This window comes from Streptomyces griseobrunneus (assembly GCF_046713465.1).
Classification (GTDB): domain Bacteria; phylum Actinomycetota; class Actinomycetes; order Streptomycetales; family Streptomycetaceae; genus Streptomyces; species Streptomyces microflavus.
The window spans coordinates 7,092,579-7,114,702 of record NZ_CP177080.1; the positions used below are offsets into that span (position 1 = coordinate 7,092,579).

Annotated in this window: 15 protein-coding genes and 2 pseudogenes; 7 read left to right on the top strand and 10 right to left on the bottom strand. The window is 72.9% G+C overall.

The annotated features are described in order from the left end of the window. Positions 1-196: 196 nt before the first annotated feature. Positions 197-1,366: an exonuclease SbcCD subunit D gene (locus ACK8N7_RS32355; protein WP_500444708.1), complete on the top strand. Its 1,170-nt coding sequence runs from the start codon at positions 197-199 to the stop codon at positions 1,364-1,366. Next, the gene (locus ACK8N7_RS32360) at positions 1,363-4,371 is read left to right on the top strand and encodes an AAA family ATPase (protein ID WP_500444709.1); all 3,009 of its coding nucleotides are present in this window, start codon (positions 1,363-1,365) and stop codon (positions 4,369-4,371) included. Before ACK8N7_RS32355 ends, ACK8N7_RS32360 begins: the two co-directional genes overlap by 4 nt. A gap of 9 nt (positions 4,372-4,380) precedes the next feature. Here the strand turns inward: ACK8N7_RS32360 and ACK8N7_RS32365 are convergent, their stop codons facing one another. Beyond that, on the bottom strand, positions 4,381-4,827 hold the full coding sequence (locus ACK8N7_RS32365; RefSeq protein WP_031121764.1) for an Lrp/AsnC family transcriptional regulator: 447 nt from the start codon (positions 4,825-4,827) through the stop codon (positions 4,381-4,383). 88 nt (positions 4,828-4,915) lie between these two features. On the opposite strand from ACK8N7_RS32365, the gene ACK8N7_RS32370 reads away from it, so the two are divergent. Next, positions 4,916-5,410 carry a rhodanese-like domain-containing protein gene (locus ACK8N7_RS32370; protein WP_403215962.1) on the top strand — a complete coding sequence of 165 codons (495 nt, stop codon included), beginning with the start codon at positions 4,916-4,918 and terminating at the stop codon, positions 5,408-5,410. Between the two features lie 17 nt (positions 5,411-5,427). Here the strand turns inward: ACK8N7_RS32370 and ACK8N7_RS32375 are convergent. The 3 genes and pseudogenes from ACK8N7_RS32375 to ACK8N7_RS32385 all read right to left on the bottom strand — a co-directional run. After that, positions 5,428-5,604 (bottom strand): annotated as a pseudogene (locus tag ACK8N7_RS32375) (ATP-grasp domain-containing protein); the annotation flags it as partial. Positions 5,605-5,742: 138 nt separating this feature from the next. After that, a complete protein-coding gene (locus ACK8N7_RS32380; RefSeq protein ID WP_500444710.1) occupies positions 5,743-7,431 on the bottom strand; it encodes a DUF885 domain-containing protein in 1,689 nt (562 codons plus the stop codon). A gap of 117 nt (positions 7,432-7,548) precedes the next feature. Further along, the gene (locus tag ACK8N7_RS32385; RefSeq protein WP_403215966.1) at positions 7,549-8,037 is read right to left on the bottom strand and encodes an Lrp/AsnC family transcriptional regulator; all 489 of its coding nucleotides are present in this window, start codon (positions 8,035-8,037) and stop codon (positions 7,549-7,551) included. A gap of 59 nt (positions 8,038-8,096) precedes the next feature. Between ACK8N7_RS32385 and ACK8N7_RS32390 the strand changes: the two genes are divergently transcribed. Next, positions 8,097-9,338 carry a trans-sulfuration enzyme family protein gene (locus tag ACK8N7_RS32390; RefSeq protein ID WP_403215968.1) on the top strand — a complete coding sequence of 414 codons (1,242 nt, stop codon included), beginning with the start codon at positions 8,097-8,099 and terminating at the stop codon, positions 9,336-9,338. Here ACK8N7_RS32390 and ACK8N7_RS32395 read toward each other — a convergent pair. The 5 genes from ACK8N7_RS32395 to pdxR all read right to left on the bottom strand — a co-directional run bounded on the left by ACK8N7_RS32395 (position 9,244) and on the right by pdxR (position 18,190). Beyond that, on the bottom strand, positions 9,244-10,656 hold the full coding sequence (locus ACK8N7_RS32395; RefSeq protein ID WP_403215970.1) for a GNAT family N-acetyltransferase: 1,413 nt from the start codon (positions 10,654-10,656) through the stop codon (positions 9,244-9,246). The two genes, ACK8N7_RS32390 and ACK8N7_RS32395, sit on opposite strands and share 95 nt — an antisense overlap. Positions 10,657-10,786: 130 nt before the next feature. Continuing rightward, positions 10,787-13,522, bottom strand: a complete 2,736-nt coding sequence (locus tag ACK8N7_RS32400; protein WP_500444711.1) for a DUF6493 family protein — start codon at positions 13,520-13,522, stop codon at positions 10,787-10,789. Beyond that, positions 13,519-14,895 carry an SWIM zinc finger family protein gene (locus ACK8N7_RS32405; RefSeq protein WP_500444712.1) on the bottom strand — a complete coding sequence of 459 codons (1,377 nt, stop codon included), beginning with the start codon at positions 14,893-14,895 and terminating at the stop codon, positions 13,519-13,521. Before ACK8N7_RS32405 ends, ACK8N7_RS32400 begins: the two co-directional genes overlap by 4 nt. 72 nt (positions 14,896-14,967) lie before the next feature. Beyond that, entirely contained in the window at positions 14,968-16,545 is a 1,578-nt protein-coding gene (locus ACK8N7_RS32410; RefSeq protein ID WP_403215975.1) for an alkaline phosphatase D family protein, read from the bottom strand. 175 nt (positions 16,546-16,720) lie between these two features. Next, the gene (pdxR, locus tag ACK8N7_RS32415) at positions 16,721-18,190 is read right to left on the bottom strand and encodes a MocR-like pyridoxine biosynthesis transcription factor PdxR (RefSeq protein WP_500444713.1); all 1,470 of its coding nucleotides are present in this window, start codon (positions 18,188-18,190) and stop codon (positions 16,721-16,723) included. Between the two features lie 293 nt (positions 18,191-18,483). Between pdxR and ACK8N7_RS32420 the strand changes: the two are divergent. Beyond that, positions 18,484-19,083 (top strand): annotated as a pseudogene (locus ACK8N7_RS32420) (EamA family transporter); the annotation flags it as partial. Between the two features lie 69 nt (positions 19,084-19,152). Here ACK8N7_RS32420 and ACK8N7_RS32425 read toward each other — a convergent pair. Beyond that, positions 19,153-19,983: an alpha/beta fold hydrolase gene (locus tag ACK8N7_RS32425; RefSeq protein ID WP_500444714.1), complete on the bottom strand. Its 831-nt coding sequence runs from the start codon at positions 19,981-19,983 to the stop codon at positions 19,153-19,155. Between the two features lie 122 nt (positions 19,984-20,105). Between ACK8N7_RS32425 and ACK8N7_RS32430 the strand changes: the two genes are divergently transcribed. After that, positions 20,106-20,990: an RNA polymerase sigma-70 factor gene (locus ACK8N7_RS32430; RefSeq protein WP_403215981.1), complete on the top strand. Its 885-nt coding sequence runs from the start codon at positions 20,106-20,108 to the stop codon at positions 20,988-20,990. 279 nt (positions 20,991-21,269) lie between these two features. Next, positions 21,270-22,037, top strand: coding sequence for a GntR family transcriptional regulator (locus ACK8N7_RS32435; RefSeq protein WP_403215983.1), 768 nt, complete (start codon positions 21,270-21,272; stop codon positions 22,035-22,037). The last annotated feature ends 87 nt before the right edge of the window (positions 22,038-22,124 follow it).

Consider the following 22,124-nt stretch of genomic DNA (forward strand, 5'->3'; position numbering starts at 1 on the left):
CCCCGGGGGCGCGCGAGGGGCTCGGCGGAGCGGGCGTGAGGGCAATCCCACGCCGGGCAAATCCTTGATCGATGCGGGATCGGCGGCCCGGCGGCGTTAGCGTGGTCGGTGCCGACGGCGGGATCACGGGACGTCCCGGCGCGGCCCAGGGGTGAAGGACGACGTACATGCAGCGCACAACCGGCGGAGCGATCGCGTGAGGATGCTGCACACATCGGACTGGCACCTGGGCCGGTCCTTCCACCGGGTGCCCCTGCACGACGCCCAGGCCGCCTTCCTGGACCACCTGGTGGCCACCGTCCAGGCCCAGGAGGTGGACGTGGTCCTCGTCTCCGGCGACGTCTACGACCGGGCCGTCCCGCCGCTCACCGCCGTCGAGCTCTTCGACCGGGCGCTGCACCGGCTCGCCGCCATCGGCGTCCCCACCGTCATGATCTCCGGGAACCACGACTCGGCCCGCCGGCTAGGCGTCGGCGCCGGGCTCTTCGACCGGGCCGGGATCCACCTGCGGACCGACCCCGAGAGCTGCGCCACCCCCGTCGTGCTCGCCGACGACCACGGCGACGTCGCCCTCTACGGCCTCCCCTACCTGGAACCCGCCCTCGTCAAGGACACCCTCCGCGCCGCCAGGGCCGGACACGAGGCGGTCCTCACCGCCGCGATGGACCGGGTCCGCGCCGACCTCGCCACCCGCCCCGAGGGCACCCGGTCCGTCGTCCTCGCACACGCCTTCGTGGCGGGCGGCGAGCCCAGCGACAGCGAACGCGACATCACCGTCGGCGGGGTCTCCGCCGTCCCGGCCGGAGTCTTCGACGGCGTCGACTACGTCGCCCTCGGTCATCTCCACGGCTCCCAGCGGGTCACGAGCCGCGTCCGCTACTCCGGCTCCCCGCTCGCCTACTCCTTCTCCGAGGCCGACCACCGCAAGACCATGTGGCTGATCGACCTGGACGGCAGCGGGAACATCACCGCCGAGGAACGGATCGACTGCCCCGTCGAGCGCCCCCTCGCCCGGCTCCGGGGCCGACTGGACACCCTCCTGACGGACCCGGCCCTCGACCGCCACGAACACGCCTGGGTCGAGACCACCCTCACCGACCCGGTCCGCCCCGCCGATCCCATGGCCCGCCTCAGCACCCGCTTCCCCCACACCCTCAGCCTCGTCTTCGACCCCGAGCGGCCGCCGGACGACCCGCTCGCCTCCTACGCCCAGCGCCTCAAGGGCCGCGACGACCACCAGATCGCGGAGGACTTCGTGGCCCACGTGCGCGGTGGCAGCGGACCCAGCGACCCCGAACGCAGTGTGCTGCGGGCCGCGTTCGACGACGTACGGGTCGACGAGAGCGTGCGCGAGGTGTCCCGTTGAGACTGCACCGCCTCACCATCACCGCCTTCGGCCCGTTCGGCACCACCCAGGAAGTCGACTTCGACGCGCTCTCCTCGGCCGGCCTCTTCCTGCTCCACGGCCCGACGGGCGCCGGGAAGACGTCCGTCCTGGACGCCGTCTGCTTCGCCCTGTACGGGGCCGTCCCCGGCGCCCGCCAGAGCCCCGGTGCCACCCTCCGCAGCGACCACGCCCCCGCCGGCCTGCCCACCGAGGTCCAGCTGGAGCTGACGGTCGGCGGCCGCCGCCTCGAAGTCACCCGCAGCCCCGCCCAGCCGCGCCCCAAGAAGCGGGGTGACGGTTTCACCCTGGAGAAGGCCCAGAGCCGGCTGCGCGCTTACGACTCCGAGTGCGGCTGGCAGGCCCTGAGCAAGTCGCACCAGGAGATCGGCGAGGAGCTGGCCCAGCTGATCGGCATGAGCCGGGACCAGTTCTGCCAGGTCGTGCTGTTGCCCCAGGGCGACTTCGCCCGCTTCCTGCGCTCCGACGCCGAGGCCCGCGGCAAACTCCTCGGCAAGCTCTTCGACACCCGCCGCTTCGCCGCGGTGGAGGAGCGCCTCGCCGAACTGCGCCGGGGCGCCGAAGCCCGGGTGAAGGCGGGGGACGAGCAGATCCTCGCCCTCGCCCAGCGCATCGCCCAGGCGGGTGGACCCGCGGCGGCCGAGGCGGCGCCGCCCGCCGACCGGCCGGGCGAACCCGGCCTCGCCGAAGCCGTACTGGAGTGGGCCGCGATCGCCCGCTCCACGGCCCGCGAACAGCTCGGCATCGCCCGTTCCGTGCTGTCCGGGGCGGAAGGCCGCCACCTGGCCGCCCGCCACGCACTGGACGCCGAACGCGAACTGGCCCGCCTCCAGCAGCGGTACGAGGAGACCCGGTGGCGCGCCGAGGCGCTGGAGGAGCGGCGCCCCGAACACGACAGCTGCCAGGAGCAGTTGGAGCGTGCCCGCAGGGCGGACCGGGTCGCGCCGGCGCTGGAGTTGCGGGAGGAGGCCGAGCGGGCGTACCGGGCGGCGAGCGACGCTCTCGCCCGGACCCGGGCGCTGCTTTCCCCCGGCCTGGCCGATGCGGGCACCGACCAACTCGCGCAGCTGGAGCGGAGGTTCCAGCAGGAGCTGTACGCACTCGAGGCGGCGCGAGAGGCCGAGGAGCGCAGCGCGCGGATCGACGAGGAGCGCGTCCGGCTGAACCGGGAGGCCCAGGCCGACGACGAGTTGATCCGGGAGGCGGATGCGTGGCTCGCCGACTGGGACACCACCCGTACGGCCCTCAAGGAGCGCATCGACGCCTCGCAGGAGGCCGCCACCCGCGCCGAACAGCTCGCCGGACAACTGGCTCCGGCCCGCCACCGCCTGGACGCGGCGCGCCGCCGTGACGCGCTCGCCACCGACGTACAGCAGGCGGAGGAGCAGCTCACCGTCGCACGTGAACAGGAGCTGGACGCCCGGAGGTTCTGGCTCGACCTGAGGGAGCGCCGACTGCGCGGCATCGCGGCGGAGCTGGCCGCCGGTCTCGTCGCGGGTGAGTCCTGCACGGTCTGCGGCTCGGCCGAACACCCGGACCCCGCCAGCCCCGGCGACGGCCATGTCGACCGGGCCACGGAGGAGAAGGCCCTCGCCGCCCAGCGGTCCGCCGAGGAGGCCCGCGCCCGCGCGGAACAGCAGCTCGGACTCGTACGCGAACGGCACACGACGGCGGAGACGGAGGCCCGGGGCGAGGGAGAGAGTGACGATCCCACTGTCCTCGAACTCCGTTCCCTGGTCGAGCGGTTGACGGACAGGCACGCCGAGGCTCGCGGCCTTGCCGCCAGGATGCACACCGCGCGCGAAGCTCTCGACGCCGCCGAGCGGGAGCACACCCAGCGGATCGGCCGCCGACAGGAGGCTGAACGCAGGGCCGCTGCCCGTAGCTCGCGTCGTGAGGCGCTCGACGAGGAGCAGGCCGTCCTGGCGGGCCAGATCGCCGCCGCCCGCGGCGAGTCGGCGTCCGTCGCCGCGCAGGCGGAGCGGCTGACCCGCCGGGTCGCACGCCTCGCCGACGCCGCCGAGGCCGTACGCGCGGAACAGGACGCGGCCCAGCGGCGCAAGCAGGCCGACGACCGGCTCTCCGACGCGGCCTTCAAAGCCGGGTTCGACACCCCGCAGGCCGCCGCCGCGACGCTCCTCGGCGCCGCCGCACAGCGCGACCTCCAGCACCGCGTCGACGCCTGGCAGGCGGAGGCCGCCGCGGTCGCCGACCGCCGCACCGAACGGGACGCGCGCGAAGCCGCCGAGCTTCCGGCCGCACGGCCCGCAGCGGCCGAAAGTGCCCATGGGACGGCGGAATGGCTGCTGCGCGAGGCCGCCTCGGCACTCGCGGCCGCCCGCGACCGGTGCGCCGAACTCGACCGCCTGTCCGAGCGCACGGCCCAGGAGGTACGGCGGCTGGGACCGGTGCGCCAGGAGTACGAGCGGGTCGCCCGGCTCGCGGGGCTGACCGCGGGGACCTCCGCCGACAACGAACGCAAGATGCGCCTGGAGGCGTACGTCCTCGCCGCCCGCCTCGAACAGGTCGCGGCCGCGGCCACCGCCCGGCTGCAGCGGATGTCCTCCGGCCGCTACACCCTCGTCCACTCCGACGCCCGCACGGGCGGCCGCCGGGCCGGGCTCGGCCTCCATGTCGTGGACGCCTGGACAGGCAGCGAACGGGACACGTCGACCCTCTCCGGCGGCGAGACGTTCTTCGCCTCGCTGGCCCTGGCGCTCGGTCTCGCCGATGTCGTCACCGAGGAGGCGGGGGGCGTACGCCTGGACACCCTCTTCATCGACGAGGGGTTCGGCAGCCTGGACGACCAGACCCTCGACGAGGTGCTCGACGTGCTGGACTCGCTGCGGGAGAGGGACCGCAGCGTCGGCATCGTCAGCCACGTGGCCGATCTGCGCCGCCGTATCCCCGCCCGGCTCGAAGTGGTCAAGGACCGGCACGGATCGACGGTGCACCACCGCATCTGAGGGGACGGTTCAGCGGCCGATCGCGCGCCGGGGGAGCGGCGAGGAGTAGACGACGCTGGTGGTCACCGAACCGAGGGCGCCGATGCGGCCGGTGACCTCCTCCAGGTGCCGCATCGAGCGTGCCGTCACCTTGAGGACGAAGCAGTCGTCACCGGTGACGTGGTGGGCCTCCACGATCTCCGGGGTGGTCTCCAGAAGGTCGTGGAACGGCTTGTAGTTCCCGTTCGGATAGCGCAGCCGTACGAGCGCGAGGACCGGCAGCCCGAGCCGCTCGGCGTCGACCACCGCCGCGTAACCGCTGATCACCCCGGTCTCCTCCAGGCGCCGCACCCGTTCCGTCACGGCGCTCGGGGACATGGCGACGGCGCGGGCGAGCTCGGCGAAAGTGGCGCGGCCGTCGCGCTGGAGGACATCGAGAATGCGCCAGTCGGTGGCGTCCGGGGAATAGTCGGTCACGACCACGAGACAACAGTAATATCACCGGCAGATCAAGAGCAGCGCCGGGGAATTCCACTTCCTGGTCCCGGAAGACGGTCATAGATTCATGGTCATGACCTCCCGGACCACGGCCACCGCCGTCAACTCCGTCCTGCGCGTCCCGCCCGCCTCCCCGGCCGCGGCGGCCGCCCACTTCGGTGCCTCGCTCGCCTTCCACGCCGATGTCTCCGATGTCGCCTCCGCGCTCGCCGCAGACGGCGACCCCGGGTTCGTCGTCGTGGACTCCCGCTCCACCGCCTCCTGGGACCAGGGGCACGTTCCCGGTGCGGTCCACCTGCCGACGGCGCTGATCCCCGAGCAGGCGGCCGCGCTGCTGGACCCGGCCGTCCCCGTGGTCACGTACTGCTGGGGGCCGGGATGCAACGGCGCCACCCGTGCCGCCCTGGCGCTCGCCCAACTCGGCTACCAGGTCAAGGAAATGCTCGGCGGCTTCGAGTACTGGGCGCGCGAGGGGTTCGCCTTCGAGACCTGGGAGGGCGGCGAGCAGCGTGCCGCCGACCCGCTCACCGCGCCGGTCGACGACGCGGACTGCGGCTGCTGAGGGCCACGCCGACACCTTCAGGGCTGCGGCCCGGCGGCGGCCAGCGCGGCGAACAACCCGTCGGCCCCGGCCCCCGCCGGCAGCCCGCTGATCTGGCCGTCCCCGACCTCCACCACCCGCCACACCCCGTCCTCCCGCAACGCCAGATCGGTCGTGACCCAGCGCGGCCCGAGCCGCCGCACCGCCTCACCCACCGGTACACCACGGAAGCAAGATGATCCTGGTCCGTCAGCTCCGGTCCGTCCGGTCACGGCGGGCTGCCTCACTCGGTTGTGTGCGGAACCCGGCCGGTCCCGCTCCGCGAACTGGAGACCGGCCGGGGGCGGAGCGGATCAGAGCCTGGACAGCTCGTCCACCAGATCGTCCAGACCGAGGGACCCCTGGGAGAGCGCCGCCATGTGCCAGGCCTTCAGGTCGAAGGAGTCACCGTGCGCCGCGCGGGCGTTCTCCCGGCCGAGCAGCCAGGCCCGCTCGCCCAGCTTGTAGCCGATGGCCTGGGCCGGCATCGAGAGGTAGCGGGTCAGCTCGCTCTCCACGAAGTCGGCCGGCCGCCCGCTGTGGCTGCCGAAGAACTCCTGCGCCAGATCGGGCGTCCAGCGCTCACCGGGATGGAACGGCGAGTCCGCCGGAATCTCCAGCTCCAGGTGCATGCCGATGTCCACGATCACCCGGCTGGCACGCATCATCTGGGCATCCAGATATCCGAGCCGCCGCTCCGCGTCGGGCAGATAGCCCAGCTCGTCCATCAGCCGCTCCGCGTACAGCGCCCACCCCTCGGCGTTGGCGCTGACCTGCCCCAGCGACGTCTGGTAGCGGGAGAGGCTGTCGGCGACGTGCTTCCACTGCGCGATCTGCAGATGATGGCCGGGAACACCCTCGTGGTACCAGGTCGAGACCAGGTCGTACACCGGGAAGCGGGTCTCGCCCATGGTGGGCAGCCAGGTGCGTCCGGGGCGCGAGAAGTCCTCGGAGGGGCCCGTGTAGTACGGGGCCGCGGCGCCGCCGGGCGGGGCGATGTGGGACTCCACCTTCCGTACCCGCTCGGCCAGGTCGAAGTGGGTGCCGTCCAGTGCCTCGATGGCTTCGTCCATCAGTCCCTGCAGCCACTCGCGGACCTCCTCGACCCCTTCGATGTGCTTGCCGTGCACATCGAGGTGGGCGAGCGCCTCCCAGGGCCCCGCCCCGGGAAGGATCTTCGCGGCCTCGGCCTTCATCTCGGCCAGCAGCCGGTGGTATTCGGACCACCCGTACGCGTACGCCTCGTCGAGATCGAGGTCCGTCCCGTTGAACTGGCGCGACCAGCGGGCGTACCGTTCCCGGCCCACCGTGTCGGGGGCCCCCTCGATCGCCGGCGCGTAGACATCGCGCATCCAGTCCCGCAGGGTGGCGACGGAGCCGGTCGCGAGCCCGGCGGCCTCGGCCAGTTCGGTACGCAGAGCCTCCGGTCCCGCGGCGACGAAGTCCGCGAAGAACGCCGTGCTCCCGCCGCCACCGCTCCACTCCGTGAGCTGCCCGATGAACGTGGCGGTCGCGCGGGGCCCGGCGTACAGCTTGCGCTCAAGACCCAGGGCGAGCGATGCCCGGTACCCCTCGAACGCGGCCGGGACCGCGCGCAGCCGTTCCACGACAGCCGCCCAGTCCTCCTCCGTGTCGGTGGGCGTGACCGTGAAGACCTGGATGATGCTGTGGGCGGGAGAGTGCAGGTTGGAGACGGTCCGCAGCCCCTCCTCCGCCTCGTGCACGGCGAGTTCCGCCGTCAGCCGCTCCCGCAGCAGCCGCCCGCAGCGGCGTTCCTCATCGGTGTCGGCACCTGGCTGCCGCCCCGCCTCGTCCAGCTTCAGCAGCGTGGCGCGGATGAGGTCGGCGGCCGCGTCCTGGCCGGCCGGTGAGAAGTCGGGCAGACGGCGCGAGCTTTCCCGGACACCCAGATAGGTGCCCGTGATGGGGTCGAGTTCGATGACTGCGTCGACGTAGGCGTCGGCGACCTGACGGGGCAGCGCGCTGCTCGAAGTGTCTGACATGCGTACATCCTCCAACGGCGGGCCCCTCCCCGTCACCACCGTCGAACGGGGTCCGTCCGAAAGACGATCACGGGCGTACCGGCTCCGTCGTCAACGGGCGTACCGGGTCTCCTTCGTTCACGGGCGCACCGGCTCGGCGGGCGGCAGCAGGGGGCCGCAGTCCCACTGCTGGAAGATCAGCCGCGTGTCCACCCGGGCCACCTCCCGGCGCGAGGTGAACTCGTCCAGCACCAGCCGCTGGAGATCCGCCGCGTCGGCCACCGCCACCTGGACCAGATAGTCGTCGGGGCCGGTGAGGTGGAAGAGCGCGCGGGACTCCGGCAGGGCCCGGACCCGGTCGACGAACGGGCCGATGAGCTCGCGGCGGTGCGGCCGGACCTGCACCAGGAGCAGCGCCTGAAGCCCCCGGCCGAGCTTCGCCGGATCCAGGCGCAGCTGATCGCCGAGGATGACACCGGAGCGGCGCAGCCGGGTCACCCGGTCCAGACACGTCGACGGAGCCACCCCCACCTCGGCGGCGAGCTCGCGGTACGTGGTCCGCGCATCGTTCTGCAGCAGCCGCAGAATATGCAGATCCACCGGGTCCAGAGCGACAGAATCGACCATGTGGCGAACGTAACACGGTCTTTTGCCGCTACGAACCGGTAACTGTTCAGAGTGCACCCATGGACAACGAAGTCTCGATGACGCCCCCTGCCCCCACCCCGACCAGGGCGCTGGCCACCGAAGCCGTGCATGCCGGACGCGACGATCTCGCCTCCCTCGGCCTGCACGCCCCGCCGCTCGACCTGTCCACCACCTACCCCTCGTACGACTCGCGCGGCGAGGCGGAGCGCATCGACGCCTTCGCCACCACGGGCGCCCGGCCGGACGGCCCGCCCGTCTACGCCCGGCTGGACAACCCGACCACCGCCCGTTTCGAGACGGCGCTCGCCCGGCTGGAGGGGACCGACAGCGCTGTCGCGTTCGCCAGCGGCATGGCGGCTCTCACCGCGGTCCTGCTGGCCCGCGCGAGCATGGGGCTGCGCCATGTCGTCGCGGTCCGGCCCCTCTACGGGTGCAGCGACCATCTGCTGGGCGCCGGACTGCTGGGCACCGAGGTGACCTGGACCGACCCGGCGGGCATAGCCGACGCCATCCGGCCGGACACCGGGCTGGTCATGGTCGAGACCCCGGCCAACCCCACGCTCGCCGAGATCGACATCCGGGCCGTCGCCCACTCCTGCGGATCCGTGCCGCTCCTGGTCGACAACACCTTTGCCACCCCCGTACTCCAGCGTCCCGTCGAACACGGTGCCCGCATCGTCCTGCACAGCGCCACCAAGTACCTCGGCGGGCACGGCGATGTGATGGGCGGAGTCGTGGCCTGCGACGAGGAGTTCGCCGCCCGGCTGCGCCAGGTGCGGTTCGCCACCGGCGGGGTGCTGCACCCGCTGGCCGGCTACCTGCTGCTGCGGGGGCTGTCCACCCTGCCGGTACGCGTACGGGCCGCCTCGGCGAGCGCCGCCGAGCTCTCCCGCAGGCTGACCGCCGATCCGCGGATCGCCCGGGTCCACTACCCGGAGATCGGCGGGGCGATGGTCTCCTTCGAGGTGTACGGGGATCCGCACGACGTGATCGCCGACGTACGGCTCATCACGCCCGCCGTGAGCCTCGGCAGCGTGGACTCGCTGATCCAGCATCCGGCCTCCATCAGCCACCGCATCGTGGATGAGGGAGACCGGCAGGCGTCCGGCGTCGGTGACCGGCTGCTGCGCATGTCGGTCGGTCTTGAGGACGTCGAGGACCTCTGGGCCGACCTGTGTCAGGCGCTCAGCGACGGGCCCGTTCCGCGGGCGCGGGCTCAGCGGTCCTCCCGGACGGCTGAGCGGTCCGCTCCTCCGTCGCACGCGTCAGCCGTGCGGTGATGACCAGGGTGCCTTCCTCGATCTGGTAGTCGAGGGGCAGTTCAAGGGCGCGCATCGCGGCGACCATGCCGGTGTTACGGGACTGGGTGACGGCGTACACGCTGTCGCAGCCCGCCTCCTCGGCGAGCTGCACCAGGCGGCCGAGCAGCTCCGAGCCGATGCCCCGGCGCTGCCAGTCGTCCTCGACGAGGAGGGCCACCTCGGTCTCGTCGCCGTCCCACAGGAGGTGGCCCAGCGCCACCAGCTTGCCGGAGGCGGTCTGGACGGCCAGGGTGCGGCCGAAACGCGGGCTCAGCAGGTGGTCCAGGTAGCGGTCGGCGTCGCCCACGGGACCGTGGTAGCGCAGGCCGAGGGTGCCCGGGGAGCAGCGGTCGTGCATGGCGCGGGCGGCGGCGAGATCGCTGCGGTCCGCGCGGCGCACGGTGATCTCGTTGCCCTCGGGCAGCGTGAGGATGTCCTCGCTGCGGGGCACCCGCGGGCCGAGCCGGGCGTCCAGCTCCACCAGGGCGCGGGCCCGGGCGAACTCGGTCGGGGTGAACGGCAGATAGGGCCGCTCGACGGAGATGACACCGCCGGACGGGTCGCGCAGCCGCATCATCGTTTCCTCCAGCACGCCTTCGACCGGGGCGCTCTCCCCGGTCGGGCGGCCGGTGATGGAGACGGCGGGCAGCGAGTGGATGGTGCACCGGCCGAGCAACTGACGGAGAGCGAGCGGGAGTTCCGCCGCGTCGAGCGCCGTGCGGGTGGCCAGCGAGAGCACCCGGGTCGGGGTGTCGACCAGATCGTGGGCGTCCGCCCGCTCGATCCAGGTGGCGGTGCCGCCCGCCGCCGCGATCTGCCGGGTCAGCTCCTGAGCCGGGAGCGAGGCGGGGGCCCGCAGCAGGAACTCGTCGACCGTCCCCTCCGCCAGCGGGTGGGTCTGCAGTGTCAGGATGTCGATCCGGAACCGGGCGAGCACGAGGCAGAGCGCGGCCAGACTTCCCGGGGCGTCACGCACGGTCGTCCGCATCCGCCACAGAACCGTCTCGCCGCCCCCGGACCCGTCGATCGAGCCGGTCACCTCGTCCGGCGACGGATCGGACCTGCCCGGTTCCTCCGGCGGGGGAGCGTTGCTGTGGCGCCGTGCCCACCAGGTGTGGAACGTCGCCGTGGCCACCAGGGCCACGGCCGACGCCATGAGCAGGTAGGGCCCGTCGGGCTGGTGCCCGATCAGGTTGGCGATCGCGTCGGCCACGGCCACCGCGGTGAACAGCGCGGCCAGCTCGATCAGGTCCCGCCGCCAGTGGTGCGGACGGCGGGCGGTCTTCGAAGACGTCACATCAGTCATATCCTTACTGTGAACGAACGGTGTTGCCTGATCACGAACACCTTGTGACTGATGGGTTAAGTGTGTATCTGATCACCTATCGGCGTTTTTCGGCCGTATTTTTCGACGCCTGATCACCTGATCACCGCGCCTCCTCCGGTACGGGCGGGAACTCCGGTACGGGCGGGAACACGGCCAGCAGGCGGGCGGCCTGCCGGACCGTCTGCGAGGACCCCTTGCGCCCGGCCGTTGCGGCCAGCCCCACGATCGGCTTGATCCCCTCCGTACCGCAGCGCTCGGCGCACTCGGCCGCCACGGCCAGCAGGTCCCCGATCCCGCGGGGCGCCTTCTCGTACGCCAACAGGGTGGGCAGCGCCACGGCCAGCATGCCCAGCACGGTCCGGTACGCCCCGGTGGCGGCCGCCGTCCGGGCGGCGTCGGCCAGCCGGTTGACCTTGACCAGGTCGTGGTCGACAAGGATCCCCAGCTCGCGTCCGAGCAGCACGGTGTCCAGCCTCCCCTGCGCGGCCAGGACGAGCAGCGCGTCCACGGCGGATATCCGGTCCTCGGGATGCCGGGCGCCCAGCCCGTAGGCCAGTGCCAGGTGCAGCGCGACACCGGCCGCGCCGCCGGTCTCCATGAGCGGCGGCAGGAACCAGGCCCCGCCTCTGCGCCCCTCGTCCGCGGTGTGCAGCAGATCCGGCATCAGCCAGGCGGCCAGGGTCTCCCCGTCCTCGGGCAGTGTGGCGGTCCAGTGAGGGCACTGGTCGGCACCCCAGTGGTAGCACTCCCGTGACTGGGGGGCGTGCGGACGCCCCAGCCAGTGGAAGGAACGCGGGAACTCCTGCTGGATCACCAGCCTTTCCCTGGTGGCCAGCAGCACCCGCCGGGCTCCGGCGGCCGACCGCTGCCACCAGTTGCCCGCCGAGGGGAGATCGCTGGTGAGACCGTGCCGCAGCACGGGAGCCACCGGCTCGTCGGCGCGTATCCAGGCGGCCAGCCGGTCCCCCTCCGGCGTGCCGAGGGACGCGGCAGCCTCGGCGGCCGCCGACCCGCCGCTCCGCCGCACCCGCAGCAGGGCCTGGGAGAAGTCGGCCGGACCCGGGTCGGCACCCAGCCGCCGGTACGTCCGCAGCCGCTCGACCAGCTCCGCCGCGTCCAGCGAACCGGTGTGCCAGGTGGGCGTGGCGAGCAGGAAGGGCACCCGGTCGGCCCGCACCGCACCGGCCGCCTCCCACGCACGGGCGAGAAGCACCCCGTTCAGCGCGGCGTGGGCGCAGGTCCCGGTGCCGGTCCAGCGGCTCCTCCCCTCGGCGATGGACCGGTCGGAGAGCCGGCCGAGGAGCGAGCCCACCACCAGCGCGAGCGCGTGGGCCGTGGTCATGTACGCCGGTTCGGGCTCCCGGTCGATTCCGTGCTCGATGAACCACTCCCCGGCCAGGGCCTCCTGCAGTCCCTCCGTCAGCTCGGCCCGGTCGGTGCGGGAGAGACGGACGAGCCCGTCCAGAGTGCGCTCGAAATCGGAGATCCCGGACGCGGCGGCCGAGGCCCCCGGAGTGGAGCCCTGCCAGGAACGGGACTTCACCTGGGCCGCCACCTGCTCGACGAGCTCCGCCACCGTCCCCGGCGCCGGGTCGAGCCGGGACGGCACCGGCACGGGCGGCAGCAGCTCCTCGTACGGGCCGACCGCCGACGCCTCCTCGCCCACCGCCCCGAACAGCGCGGTGACCGCCTCCCGGTGCAGCGGCCCCAACTGCGCGGCGGAGAAGGAGAGATCCTCCCGCAGCAGCGTGTCGTCGGCCGGAAGATGGCGTGCGATCAGCTTGAGCGCCCGCTCCTGGAGGGCGATGTCCTCGTTCCCGAACGCCTCGGCGACCACCGGAAGCAGCTCACCCGCCGCCGTCGCGTCCCGGCTCAGCACCTTCCCCAGCAGGACCAACTGGGCCCGCACCAGCTTCTTCTCCCGGCGGAAGAGCACCGAGCCCGACACTTCGGCCAGGTCCCCGGTGGACAGCTCGCCCCGGGCGTCCAGCCGCGTGAGCACGTCCTGGGCGTGGGAGGCCACCGGGGAGATGCCGTCCGCAGCCATCCCCATCCAGTCGCGGAGATGGTTCTTCTCCTCGTCCTCCGTGACGTTCAGCTGCTGAAGCACCGTGAGGAAGAACCGCTGGTCACCCGTCTTGCCACCGCGCACCAGGCGCGTCACGCACCGTTCGGCCAGGTGCGACCGGTCGAGCACTCCCTCCGCGGCGAGTGCGCAGAGCGCGGCCGGCCACTGGTCGAGCGACTCCGGTGTGTCGTACCAGCCGATCTGGGACGGAAGCTCCGGCATCTCGAAGAGCCGGGGCGCGAGCACGGCGACGTGCGGGTCGGAACGGAGGATGCCGACCAGCGGCACCCGGCCGGACCTGCCGTGCCACCGCGCCGTGCCGATCCGCTCCGACCAGCCCTCGACGAGGCTGTCCGTCGTCGGGATCGGGCACCCGGCCATCCGTACGAGCTCGCTGATGAACGTGTACTCCGCCTCGGAGTTCATCGGGCGTCCCGCCAGCCGGTGGGCGAGATCGCCGAGCCAGGCCGGATCGCGGTCCCCCAGCGCCACGAGGATCAGCGGGTACGGGGACCGCGACCAGCTGCGCAGGTCACGGCCGCCGATCCAGGTGGCGCAGCCCGCCGCCCCGGTGTTGCAGCCGGCCCCGGCCACCAGGAGCGCCTTGCGGATCTTGTCCTGCCGTTGCCACTCCCAGCCCCGGGCCTCCTTGCGCAGCTCCTTCAGCCCGGCCAGCGCCGACCTGCGTCCGGCCCGGTCCAGCCGGAGCACCAGCGCCGGGACATCGCGGTGCTGTCCCGCGCGTACCGCGGTGAGCAGGTCGTTCATCGCACACCTCCGGCGACCGTCGCGCCGCGCCGGACCATCGTCACGGCCAGGGCGTGTTTGCACGGGCCCCGCCTTCCGCGGTAGTCCGCCCACCACTGGCAGGTGCAGGTGAGTGCGCCGTCGCTCTCGCGGACCTGGTAGCGCCGGTCGCCGGAGGACACGGATGCCAGCGTGCCGTCGAGCGTCACCGCCCCCGCACCCGCCAGCTCGCGGGCGGCGACCAGACGCGGGTTGTGACGCTCCACCCGGTCGGCGTCGTAGGGCAGTTCACGGTGGAAATAGGCGGCGTCCGCCAAGTCGTACCCGACCCGGCCCGCCGTGCCGAGGCGGGTGAGCGCGGCCCGTACCCGCTCGGCGCTCAGCCCCGACTGCTCGGCCAGCGAGGCCGGTTCGATCCGGGGCTCCCAGGCCAGCAGGACGGAGACCAGCTCGGCGTCGGCCGCCGCGTCGTCGGTGGCCAGCGCCTCCAGGACGCCGCCCTCGCCCGAGAACCCGCGCGAGGAGTCCGGCGACAGCGTCAGCGTGAGCCGCATCCCCGGCAGCACCACCTCCCAGGCGCTCGCCGCCGCGGCCCCGTCCGCCACCGGAGGCCCGTACACCCGAAGCGCCGTCGCGTGGCGCAGCACCCGCTGCAGGGCCACCAGCCGCTCGGGGCCCGGCAGGCACACCGCGCCCGGCACCGGCCGGGTCGTCGGCCGGAGACCGGAGCCGGACGCCACCACCCATTGCGCGCCCCTCGCCGCGTTGCCCGAGCCGCGCGGCAGGGAGCGCAGGAACGCCACGGCCTGCGCCGCCGTCAGCTCGGCCCGCAGATCGAAACCGGCCGAGGCGACCTGAGCCTCGGCGAACCCCCGCAGCCACCGGTCCGGCAGCGGAACCTTCTTCTCCACCACCGGCCCGTCCAGCGTGGTGACCGCCAACTCATCGGGGCCCACCCGCAGATGCAGCGGATCGTCCGCCGTTATCCGGGACAGGGCGTCCCGCAGCGGATTGTTCACGTCCACGTTGGTCGTACCGTGCCCTGTCCGCTCCCCGCCCAGGCCCTCCTGGAGCACATCGAGGCGTGCGTACACCCCGCAGCAGCCGGAGAACGACTCGAAGCGCAGCCGGTCACCGTTCCCCGTCACCACCGGATCGAGGGAAGCGGGCAGGGCGCGCTGGTAGTAGCGGGCGGCGGCCACATCGGCCACCGCCAGCAGCCCACGGGCGGCGATGCGCGGAGCGGAGAGGAATCCGGCGAAGAACCGCGGATGCGCCTCCGCCCCACGCGGGGTGAGGCCGCCCGCGGTCTCCAGCCCGAGAACGGCTCCCACCTGCGAGGACTCCAGGGCGGACGGGCGTGCGTAGGCCAAGGCCTGAACGGATCGGGTCATGGAAGAAACCGTAGAACCCACCACTGACAACGGGCCCCGGAACAGCCGTACGCCCAGGTCAGCGGCGGTCGTTCACTGACCGGTCCGGCCCGGCCGCAGCACCTTGGTGAACAGCACCGCACCGCCCTCCGCCCGCAGACGTACCGTCAGATCCGCGCTGTCGCCGTCGATCTCGACCTCGCCGAAGAACTGCGGCGACTCCATCGGCGACACATTGGCCCGCTCCGGCGCCCGGACGAAGACACGGTCGGGCCCGAACGTGCCGTCCAGCGCGTTGGCCGGAAATCCCCCTGCGGCCAGCGGGCCCGAGACGAACTCCCAGAACGGTGCGAAATCCTTGAACGCCGCCTGCTCGGGGGCGTAGTGCTGCGCCGAGGTGTAGTGCACGTCGGCCGTCAGCCAGAGGGTGCCGGTGACCTTGCGGTGCTTGATGAACCGCAGCAGCTCGGCGATCTGCAGCTCACGCCCGAGCGGGGCGCCCGGATCGCCCTGGGCCACGGCCTCGAAGTCCGTCGCCCCGTCCGGGACCACCAGGCCGAGCGGCATGTCGGCCGCGATCACCTTCCACACCGCGCGGGATTCGGCGAGGGAGCGTTTGAGCCAACGGAGCTGCTCGGCGCCGAGGATGCCGGTCGTGTCGTCGGCCTGCCGGTTGGGGGAGTTGCGGTTGCGGTGCGACCGCATGTCCAGGACGAAGACGTCCAGCAGCGGCCCGTGGTGGACGACGCGGTACATGCGGGACCGCCGCGCGGAGCCGTGCGGCGTCGACACGGGGAAGTACTCGTGGAAGGCGCGTGCGGAACGGGCCGCGAGAATGTCGACGTTCTTCTCGGTGTAACGCGCGTCGTCGAGTATCTGGCCGGGGTACCAGTTGTTGCGCACCTCGTGGTCGTCCCACTGGACGACGGAAGGGACCTGCGCGTTGAAGCGCCGGAAGTTCCGGTCGAGCAGGTTGTAGCGGAAGTTCCCCCGGTACTCGTCCAGCGTCTCGGCGACCTTGGCCTTCTCCTCGGTCATGACGTTGCGCCAGATCCTGCCGTCGGGCAGGGGCACGCTCGGCTGGAGGGGCCCGTCCGCGTAGACGGTGTCACCGCTGCAGAGGAAGAAGTCCGGGTCGAGGCGGCGCATCTCCTCGTACACCCGGTAGCCGCCGATGTCCGGATTGATGCCCCACCCCTGCCCCGCGATGTCCCCGGACCACAGGAAGCGGACCCCGTCACGACGCCGGGCCGGAGCGGTACGGAACGTTCCGTACACCGGTTTTCCGGTACGGCGCGGATCGCCCGGGTCGGCCAGAGTGACGCGGTAGTGCACCTGCTCACCCGCCGGAAGGCCGTACAGGGGAGTGGTGCCGGTGAAGTCGCTTCCCGGGCCGATCAGCGGCCCGTACCAGCTCCGGGCCCGGCGGAAGGACTCGGTCGCCGAGGTCTCCACCAGCATCCGGGCGGGCCGGTCCGACCGTACCCACACCAGCGCCGAGGAGGCGGTGACGCTCCCCACCTGCACCCCCCACGCCGCCTCCGGCCGCCCCGCCAGGGCCAGGGCAGGAGCCGAAGCGGCAGCCGCGGGAAGGGCCGCCGCAGGGACGAGCAGTGAGCCGCGCAGAACGGTACGACGGCCGGGCGAGGGGATACGCGGACGGTGCGGCATCGAGGCGCCTCCAGGACGGTGGGCGGAACGGGCGGGCGGACACCGGGCCGAGGCGGCCGCAACGCTCCGTCGGGTCGGAGCCGGTCTCCGCCCCCATGCCTAGTGGGCTGTGGAGGCCGGTGCCCCAACACCGGGTGAACAGGGCCGGTCAGGGCGCACTTCCGGCGACGGCCCGTCAGGCGCCGGCGCCGAGACCCTGCGCGGCCGCGAGCAACGCGACACCCCGCGCGATGTCGCCCACCCCCAGATGGGCATAGCCGAGCACGAGCACCACCGAGCCGTCCTCGGGTCCCGCGTCCCCGCAGTCGCTCAGCGGCCGCAGCGCGATTCCGGCCCCGGCCGCGCGGCCCAGGAAGGCGCCCTCGGGGCCGTAACGCCCGGGCAGCCGCGCGATGATGTGGAGCCCTGCGGCGATGCCGCTGACCGCGGTACCGGGGAAGTGCTCGTCGAGTGCGGCCACCATGGCATCCCGGCGCTCCCGGTAGGCGCGCTGACAGCGGCGCAGTTGGCGGTCGTAGGCGCCGTGCGAGACGAAATCGGCCAGAACCGCCTGGTCGATGGACGGATTCCCCAGGTCCATGGTCCGTTTGCGGGCGACGATCCGGCCGGTCAGCGAAGCGGGGGCGATCAGCCACCCCAGCCGCAGGCCCGGAGCCAGCGACTTGCTCACCGATCCGGTGTACACGACACGCTCCGGGTCGAGGCCCTGCAACGCCCCCACCGGAGCCCGGTCGTACCGGAAATCCCCGTCGTAGTCGTCCTCCATGATCACGGCGTCCGCCTCGCGAGCCCAGTCGAGCAGCCGGCGGCGACGCTCCGCGGAGTAGGCGATTCCGGTGGGGAACTGGTGCGCCGGCGTGGTCACCACGGCGCGCACGCCGGAGCGGCGCAGCGGCCCCAGGGCCAGCCCCTCCTCGTCGAGCGGCAGCGGGGTCGCGCCCAGACCCGTCGCCGCGAACAGCGACGCGTGCTCCGGGCTCCCCGGGTCCTCCACCCCGACCGAGGCCAGGCCTTGCTCGCGGAGTACGAAGCCGAGCAGCGTCGTCGCCTGCGCCACCCCCGAGCAGACCACCAGCCGCTCGGGATCGGCCACCACCCCGCGCCGCCGGGCCAGCAGTCCGGCCAGCGCCTCCCGCAGCTCCGGCAGCCCCCGCGGATCGGGATACCCCAGCGAACTGTGCGGCAGCCGGCCGAGCACCGCGCGCTGCGTGGCGGTCCACGCGGCGCGCGGGAAGAGGGAGAGGTCGGGGACGCCGGGCCGGAAGTCCACCCGTGCGCCCGGCGTGCGCGGCGCCAGATCCCGTACGGAACGCGCCGCAGCGCGAACTCCGCCGCTGACCCAGGTTCCCGCGCCCAGCCCGCTGCGCAGATAGCCCTCGGCGGTCAGCTGCTCGTAGGCCTCGGTGACCAGCCCGCGCGACACCCCGAGATCCGCGGCGAGTTCCCGGCTGGACGGCAGCCTCGTGCCGGCGACGAGACGGCCCGAGCGGACGGCCTCCCGCAGGGCGGACTGGAGGGCCCGCCCCCGTCCGCGTACCGGGCCGGCGGCGGGCAGCAGCAACTCCCAGGCCGGAGAAGCGGAATCAAGGCCGCCGCTTTCGCCGCAGCCCTCCCCACCGGTCGAATTGGTCCCCGAAGATGTCATGGAAGTGGACCTTAAACCGGTCCGGTGCCGAACCTAGCGTCACCCTCATGAACGCGAACTCTCTGCGCGGGGCCCTCCTGGCGGCCTTCGCCTGTGTGCTGGTGGGGGCCTCCTTCACCGCCAACAGCGTCCTCGGCGACTACCCGCACGCGGGTGGCCAGGCGCTCCGGTACGGTCTGGCCGCTCTGCTTCTCGCCGCCGTGCTGCGGCGGGGCCCCGGCGCCGTGGCCGCCCCGCTGCGGGCGCTATCCTGGCGCCTGTGGATGCGGCTCGGTCTGCTCGCCGCGGTCGGAATGGTCGGCTTCAACCTGGCGATCCTGGCGGCGGAACGGACCGCGGAACCAGCCGTTCCGGGCGTCTTCGTCGGCTGCGCGCCCATTGTCGTCGGGGTCCTGGTCCCCCTGCTGGCGAGCCACCACCCCTCCCGTGTGACCTTGTACGCGGCCGGGCTCGTCGCCGCCGGAGCGTTCACGGTCCAAGGCTGGGGCCGCACCGACCTGGCAGGCATCTGCTGGTCGGCCGGCGCGCTCGCGGGCGAGGTCGGCTTCGCGGTCCTCGCCGTACCGGTGCTGCGGCCGCTCGGCCCGAAGCTGCTCGCCGCGACGGTCTGCGCCATAGCCGCCGTACAGTCCGCGCTGCTCGGCCTGGTGATGGACGGCGCCGCGTTCCTGCGGGTTCCGACCTCGGCGGAGACGACGGCCCTCCTCTGGCAGGCCGTCGTCGTGACCGTGATCGGCTTCGTCTGCTGGTACATCGGCCTGCAGCGCATCGGGGCCGAACGCGCCACCCTCTTCTCCGGCCTCATCCCGGTCTCCGCCGCGCTGACCGCACCGCTCGTCGGAGCCGGGACGTACGGCATGGCGCAGGGTGCGGGGAGCCTGCTGGTCGGCGTCGGGGTGGCGCTCGGCTCGGGAGTCCTGGGGCGCGGCGGGCCCGCCGAAGCGCGTCCGCGCCCCGCCCTCTCAGCGGCTGGTGTCGAGGATGACGCGCGCCACCAGGGCGGGGTCGTCGTTCATCGGGACGTGCCCGCAACCGGGCAGCCGCACGAGCCTTGCCCCGGGGATCACCTGCTTGGCGCGGATCCCCTGGCGGCGCAACAGGATGCGGTCGCGGGTGCCCCAGGCGACGGTGACGGGGAGGCCCTTCACATCGTCGGTGAAGGAGACGGCCCCGCCGGCGGCGAGCGTCTGGTGGAAGCCGGTCGCGCCCCGCAGGGCCAGGGTCTCGGCGACGACGGCCTCGGGTGAACGCCTGCCCGGCCGGGCGTAGATGGTGCTGGTCAGCGCCGTGCGCCCGGCCGCGCTGCGGGAGAGCCGCTCGATCGCCGGCACCGGGAGGGCCAGCGCGGCGCGGCGCATCGCCCGCAGGGTGGTGAAGGCGTAGCGGCGCTCCGGCTCGCTCCAGAAGCCCGCGGGCGACAGGGCGGTCACCGAGCGGACCAGCTCCCTGCGCCCCAGCTCCAGGGCGAACAGGCCCCCGAGGGAATTGCCGGCCACATGCGGGCGGTCGAGGCCCAGCGCCGCGAAGAAGGCCCCGAGCACCGGAGTGACCGCCTCCAGGGTGTACGGAACTCCGTCCGGCAGAGCGGGAGATGTGCCGAAGCCCGGCAGGTCGACGGCTATCACCTCGCGCTCGGTGGCGAGGATCCGTGTCACCGGGTCCCAGGCCTGGTGGTGGTGGCCGATGCCGTGGAGCAGGACCAGCGGCGCTCCCGCACCGGTCCGTTCGTAGTTCACCGAGACCGGACGGGGGCCGTGCGCCGAATCGACGGTGAAGGAGACCGTGGTGGTCATGGAGCTGCTCCCTGGAGTGGGTAGACATCGCGTCAACAACACTTACCGTTCGGTAGCTTGGAGTTCAAGGGCCCAGCCGATTCCCGCTGGACACCGTCCGGTGGGTCGGCTGGGATGGGCCGGTGACAGCCGATACCGCGACCGCAGTCTTCGAAGAGCACCGGCCCCTCCTCGCCGGCGTCGCCTACCGCATGCTCGGCCGTGTCGCCGACGCCGAGGACGTGGTGCAGGAGGCGTGGCTGAGGTGGTCGTCCGCGACCCGGGAGAGTGTCCGCGAGCCACGGGCCTTTCTGGTGCGGATCACCACACGGCTGGCCATCGACCGGCTGCGCCACCTGCAGTCGCGCCGGGAGTCGTACGTGGGTCCCTGGCTGCCGGAGCCGGTGGTCACCGACTTCGGGCAGGCTGTGCCCGACGCGGCGGAGCGGGCCGTCCTCGCCGACTCGGTCTCCCTCGCCGTACTGGTCGTCCTCGAATCGCTCTCGCCGCTGGAGCGCGCGGTCTTCGTGCTCCGGGAGGCCTTCGGCTTTCCGTACGCCGAGATCGCCACGGCCCTCGACCGCGCCGAGTCGGCCGTCCGGCAGCTCGCCGGGCGTGCCAGGCGGCACGTGGACGAGCGCAAGCCGCGCTACGACGTCGATCCGGCGGAGCGCCGGGACCTCACCGAGCGGTTCCTGGCCGCCGCGTCCGGCGGCTCCATCGAACAGTTGATGGCTCTCCTGGCGCCGGACGTCCGGCTGGTCAGCGACGCCGGCGGCAAGGCGAAGGCGGCGCTGCGGGTCATCGAGACCGCCGACAAGGTCGGCCGGTTCCTCGCCGCGGTGGCTCAGGACGTGGGGCCGGACTGGGACGTGCGCGTCGCGGAGTTCAACGGTGGGCCCGCTGTGGCGTGCTTTGTCGGCGGAAAGCCGGATACCTTCTTCCAGCTTGATGTCCGAGACGGTGTCGTCCAATGCGTCTATATCATTCGTAATCCGGACAAGCTCGCTGGACTGACCACCGTCTAGTCGCCCATCCTTTCCGGCCAAGCGGAATCCCGGTCGGCCCGCTCCGCGGCTGACCGGTCGAAGCCCCAGCACCGGCCCGGTGGTGGGGCTTCATGCAGCGCGCGGCTCACGGCACCACGAACGTCTTGTGAACGCTCTGCGCCAAAGTCCCGTTTCGTTCCGTTACGGAATAAGGATTGGTCTTGACCAAGGGGGTGCGCCGTCCTAGGGTCAACTTAAGACAGGAACCTTTAATAAATAGCGTCGCGGAAAAGCCGCTGGGCGATTGCGGAGGACTTGGTGGGGACCACGCAGCTGGAATCGGTACAGGAGCCGAAGTACTGGCACCTCAAGACCGTGCTCAGTGAGGCACTCGACTCGGACTTTGCGGTGGGTGAGATCCTGCCCAACGAGCGGGACCTCGCGGCACGGTTCGGAGTCGCGCGTGCCACGCTCCGGCAGGCTCTGGAGCAGCTCGAACTCGAAGGCCGACTGCAGCGCCGCCGTGGCGTCGGCACGACCGTCGCCCCGCCCCGCGTGGGCGTGGCCGTCTCCACCGCCCAGCACGAATGGACAGGTGGCGTGGTCGGCGAGGCATGGCAGCCGGTCGACTGTGTCAGCGAAGCGGCCCCGAGCGCCGTGGCCGCCATGCTCGGCACCGGCACGGAGCCCGTGCACGTGGTGCGCCGTATCCGCGACACCCACGGCCAGGCGGTGGCAGCCGAACTTCTCTACGTTCCCGCCTCCTCGGTCCCCGACCTCTCCGCGATCGACGCCCCGTCCGGCACCGTCCGCGGCCGCGCCGTGCTGCGCGAGCTGCACCGGCTGGGCCTGGAGGGGCAGGACCGTTCCGTGGAGCTCGGATCGGCGCGCGCGGACGACGCCAAGGAGCTCGACCGGCTCCCCGGCGCACCCGTGCTCGTCGTCACCACCCGGTACTTCGCCGAGGGCGGCACGGCGGCCGTGTCCATCGCCACCTACCGGGCGGACACCTGCCGGCTCACCTTCGGGGACTCCGGCGCACTGGAGATCAGCGACGACGGGCAGCAGGAGCGCCAGGCGTCCTGACGCCCTCCGCGCAGGCGGCCCGCGAGCCGCCGGTCGGAAGGCCCAGGCCCTCCGCGAGCCTCAGTCCCTCCGCGAACAGCGCCACCT

Coding starts and splice junctions, on each gene's coding strand:
- ACK8N7_RS32385 (WP_403215966.1), bottom strand. CDS start 8,037: ATGGTCGATTCTGTCGCTCTGGACCCGGTGGATCTGCATATTCTGCGG.
- ACK8N7_RS32390 (WP_403215968.1), top strand. CDS start 8,097: ATGGACAACGAAGTCTCGATGACGCCCCCTGCCCCCACCCCGACCAGG.
- ACK8N7_RS32370 (WP_403215962.1), top strand. CDS start 4,916: ATGGTCATGACCTCCCGGACCACGGCCACCGCCGTCAACTCCGTCCTG.
- ACK8N7_RS32405 (WP_500444712.1), bottom strand. CDS start 14,895: ATGACCCGATCCGTTCAGGCCTTGGCCTACGCACGCCCGTCCGCCCTG.
- ACK8N7_RS32410 (WP_403215975.1), bottom strand. CDS start 16,545: ATGCCGCACCGTCCGCGTATCCCCTCGCCCGGCCGTCGTACCGTTCTG.
- pdxR (WP_500444713.1), bottom strand. CDS start 18,190: ATGACATCTTCGGGGACCAATTCGACCGGTGGGGAGGGCTGCGGCGAA.
- ACK8N7_RS32425 (WP_500444714.1), bottom strand. CDS start 19,983: ATGACCACCACGGTCTCCTTCACCGTCGATTCGGCGCACGGCCCCCGT.
- ACK8N7_RS32400 (WP_500444711.1), bottom strand. CDS start 13,522: ATGAACGACCTGCTCACCGCGGTACGCGCGGGACAGCACCGCGATGTC.
- ACK8N7_RS32380 (WP_500444710.1), bottom strand. CDS start 7,431: ATGTCAGACACTTCGAGCAGCGCGCTGCCCCGTCAGGTCGCCGACGCC.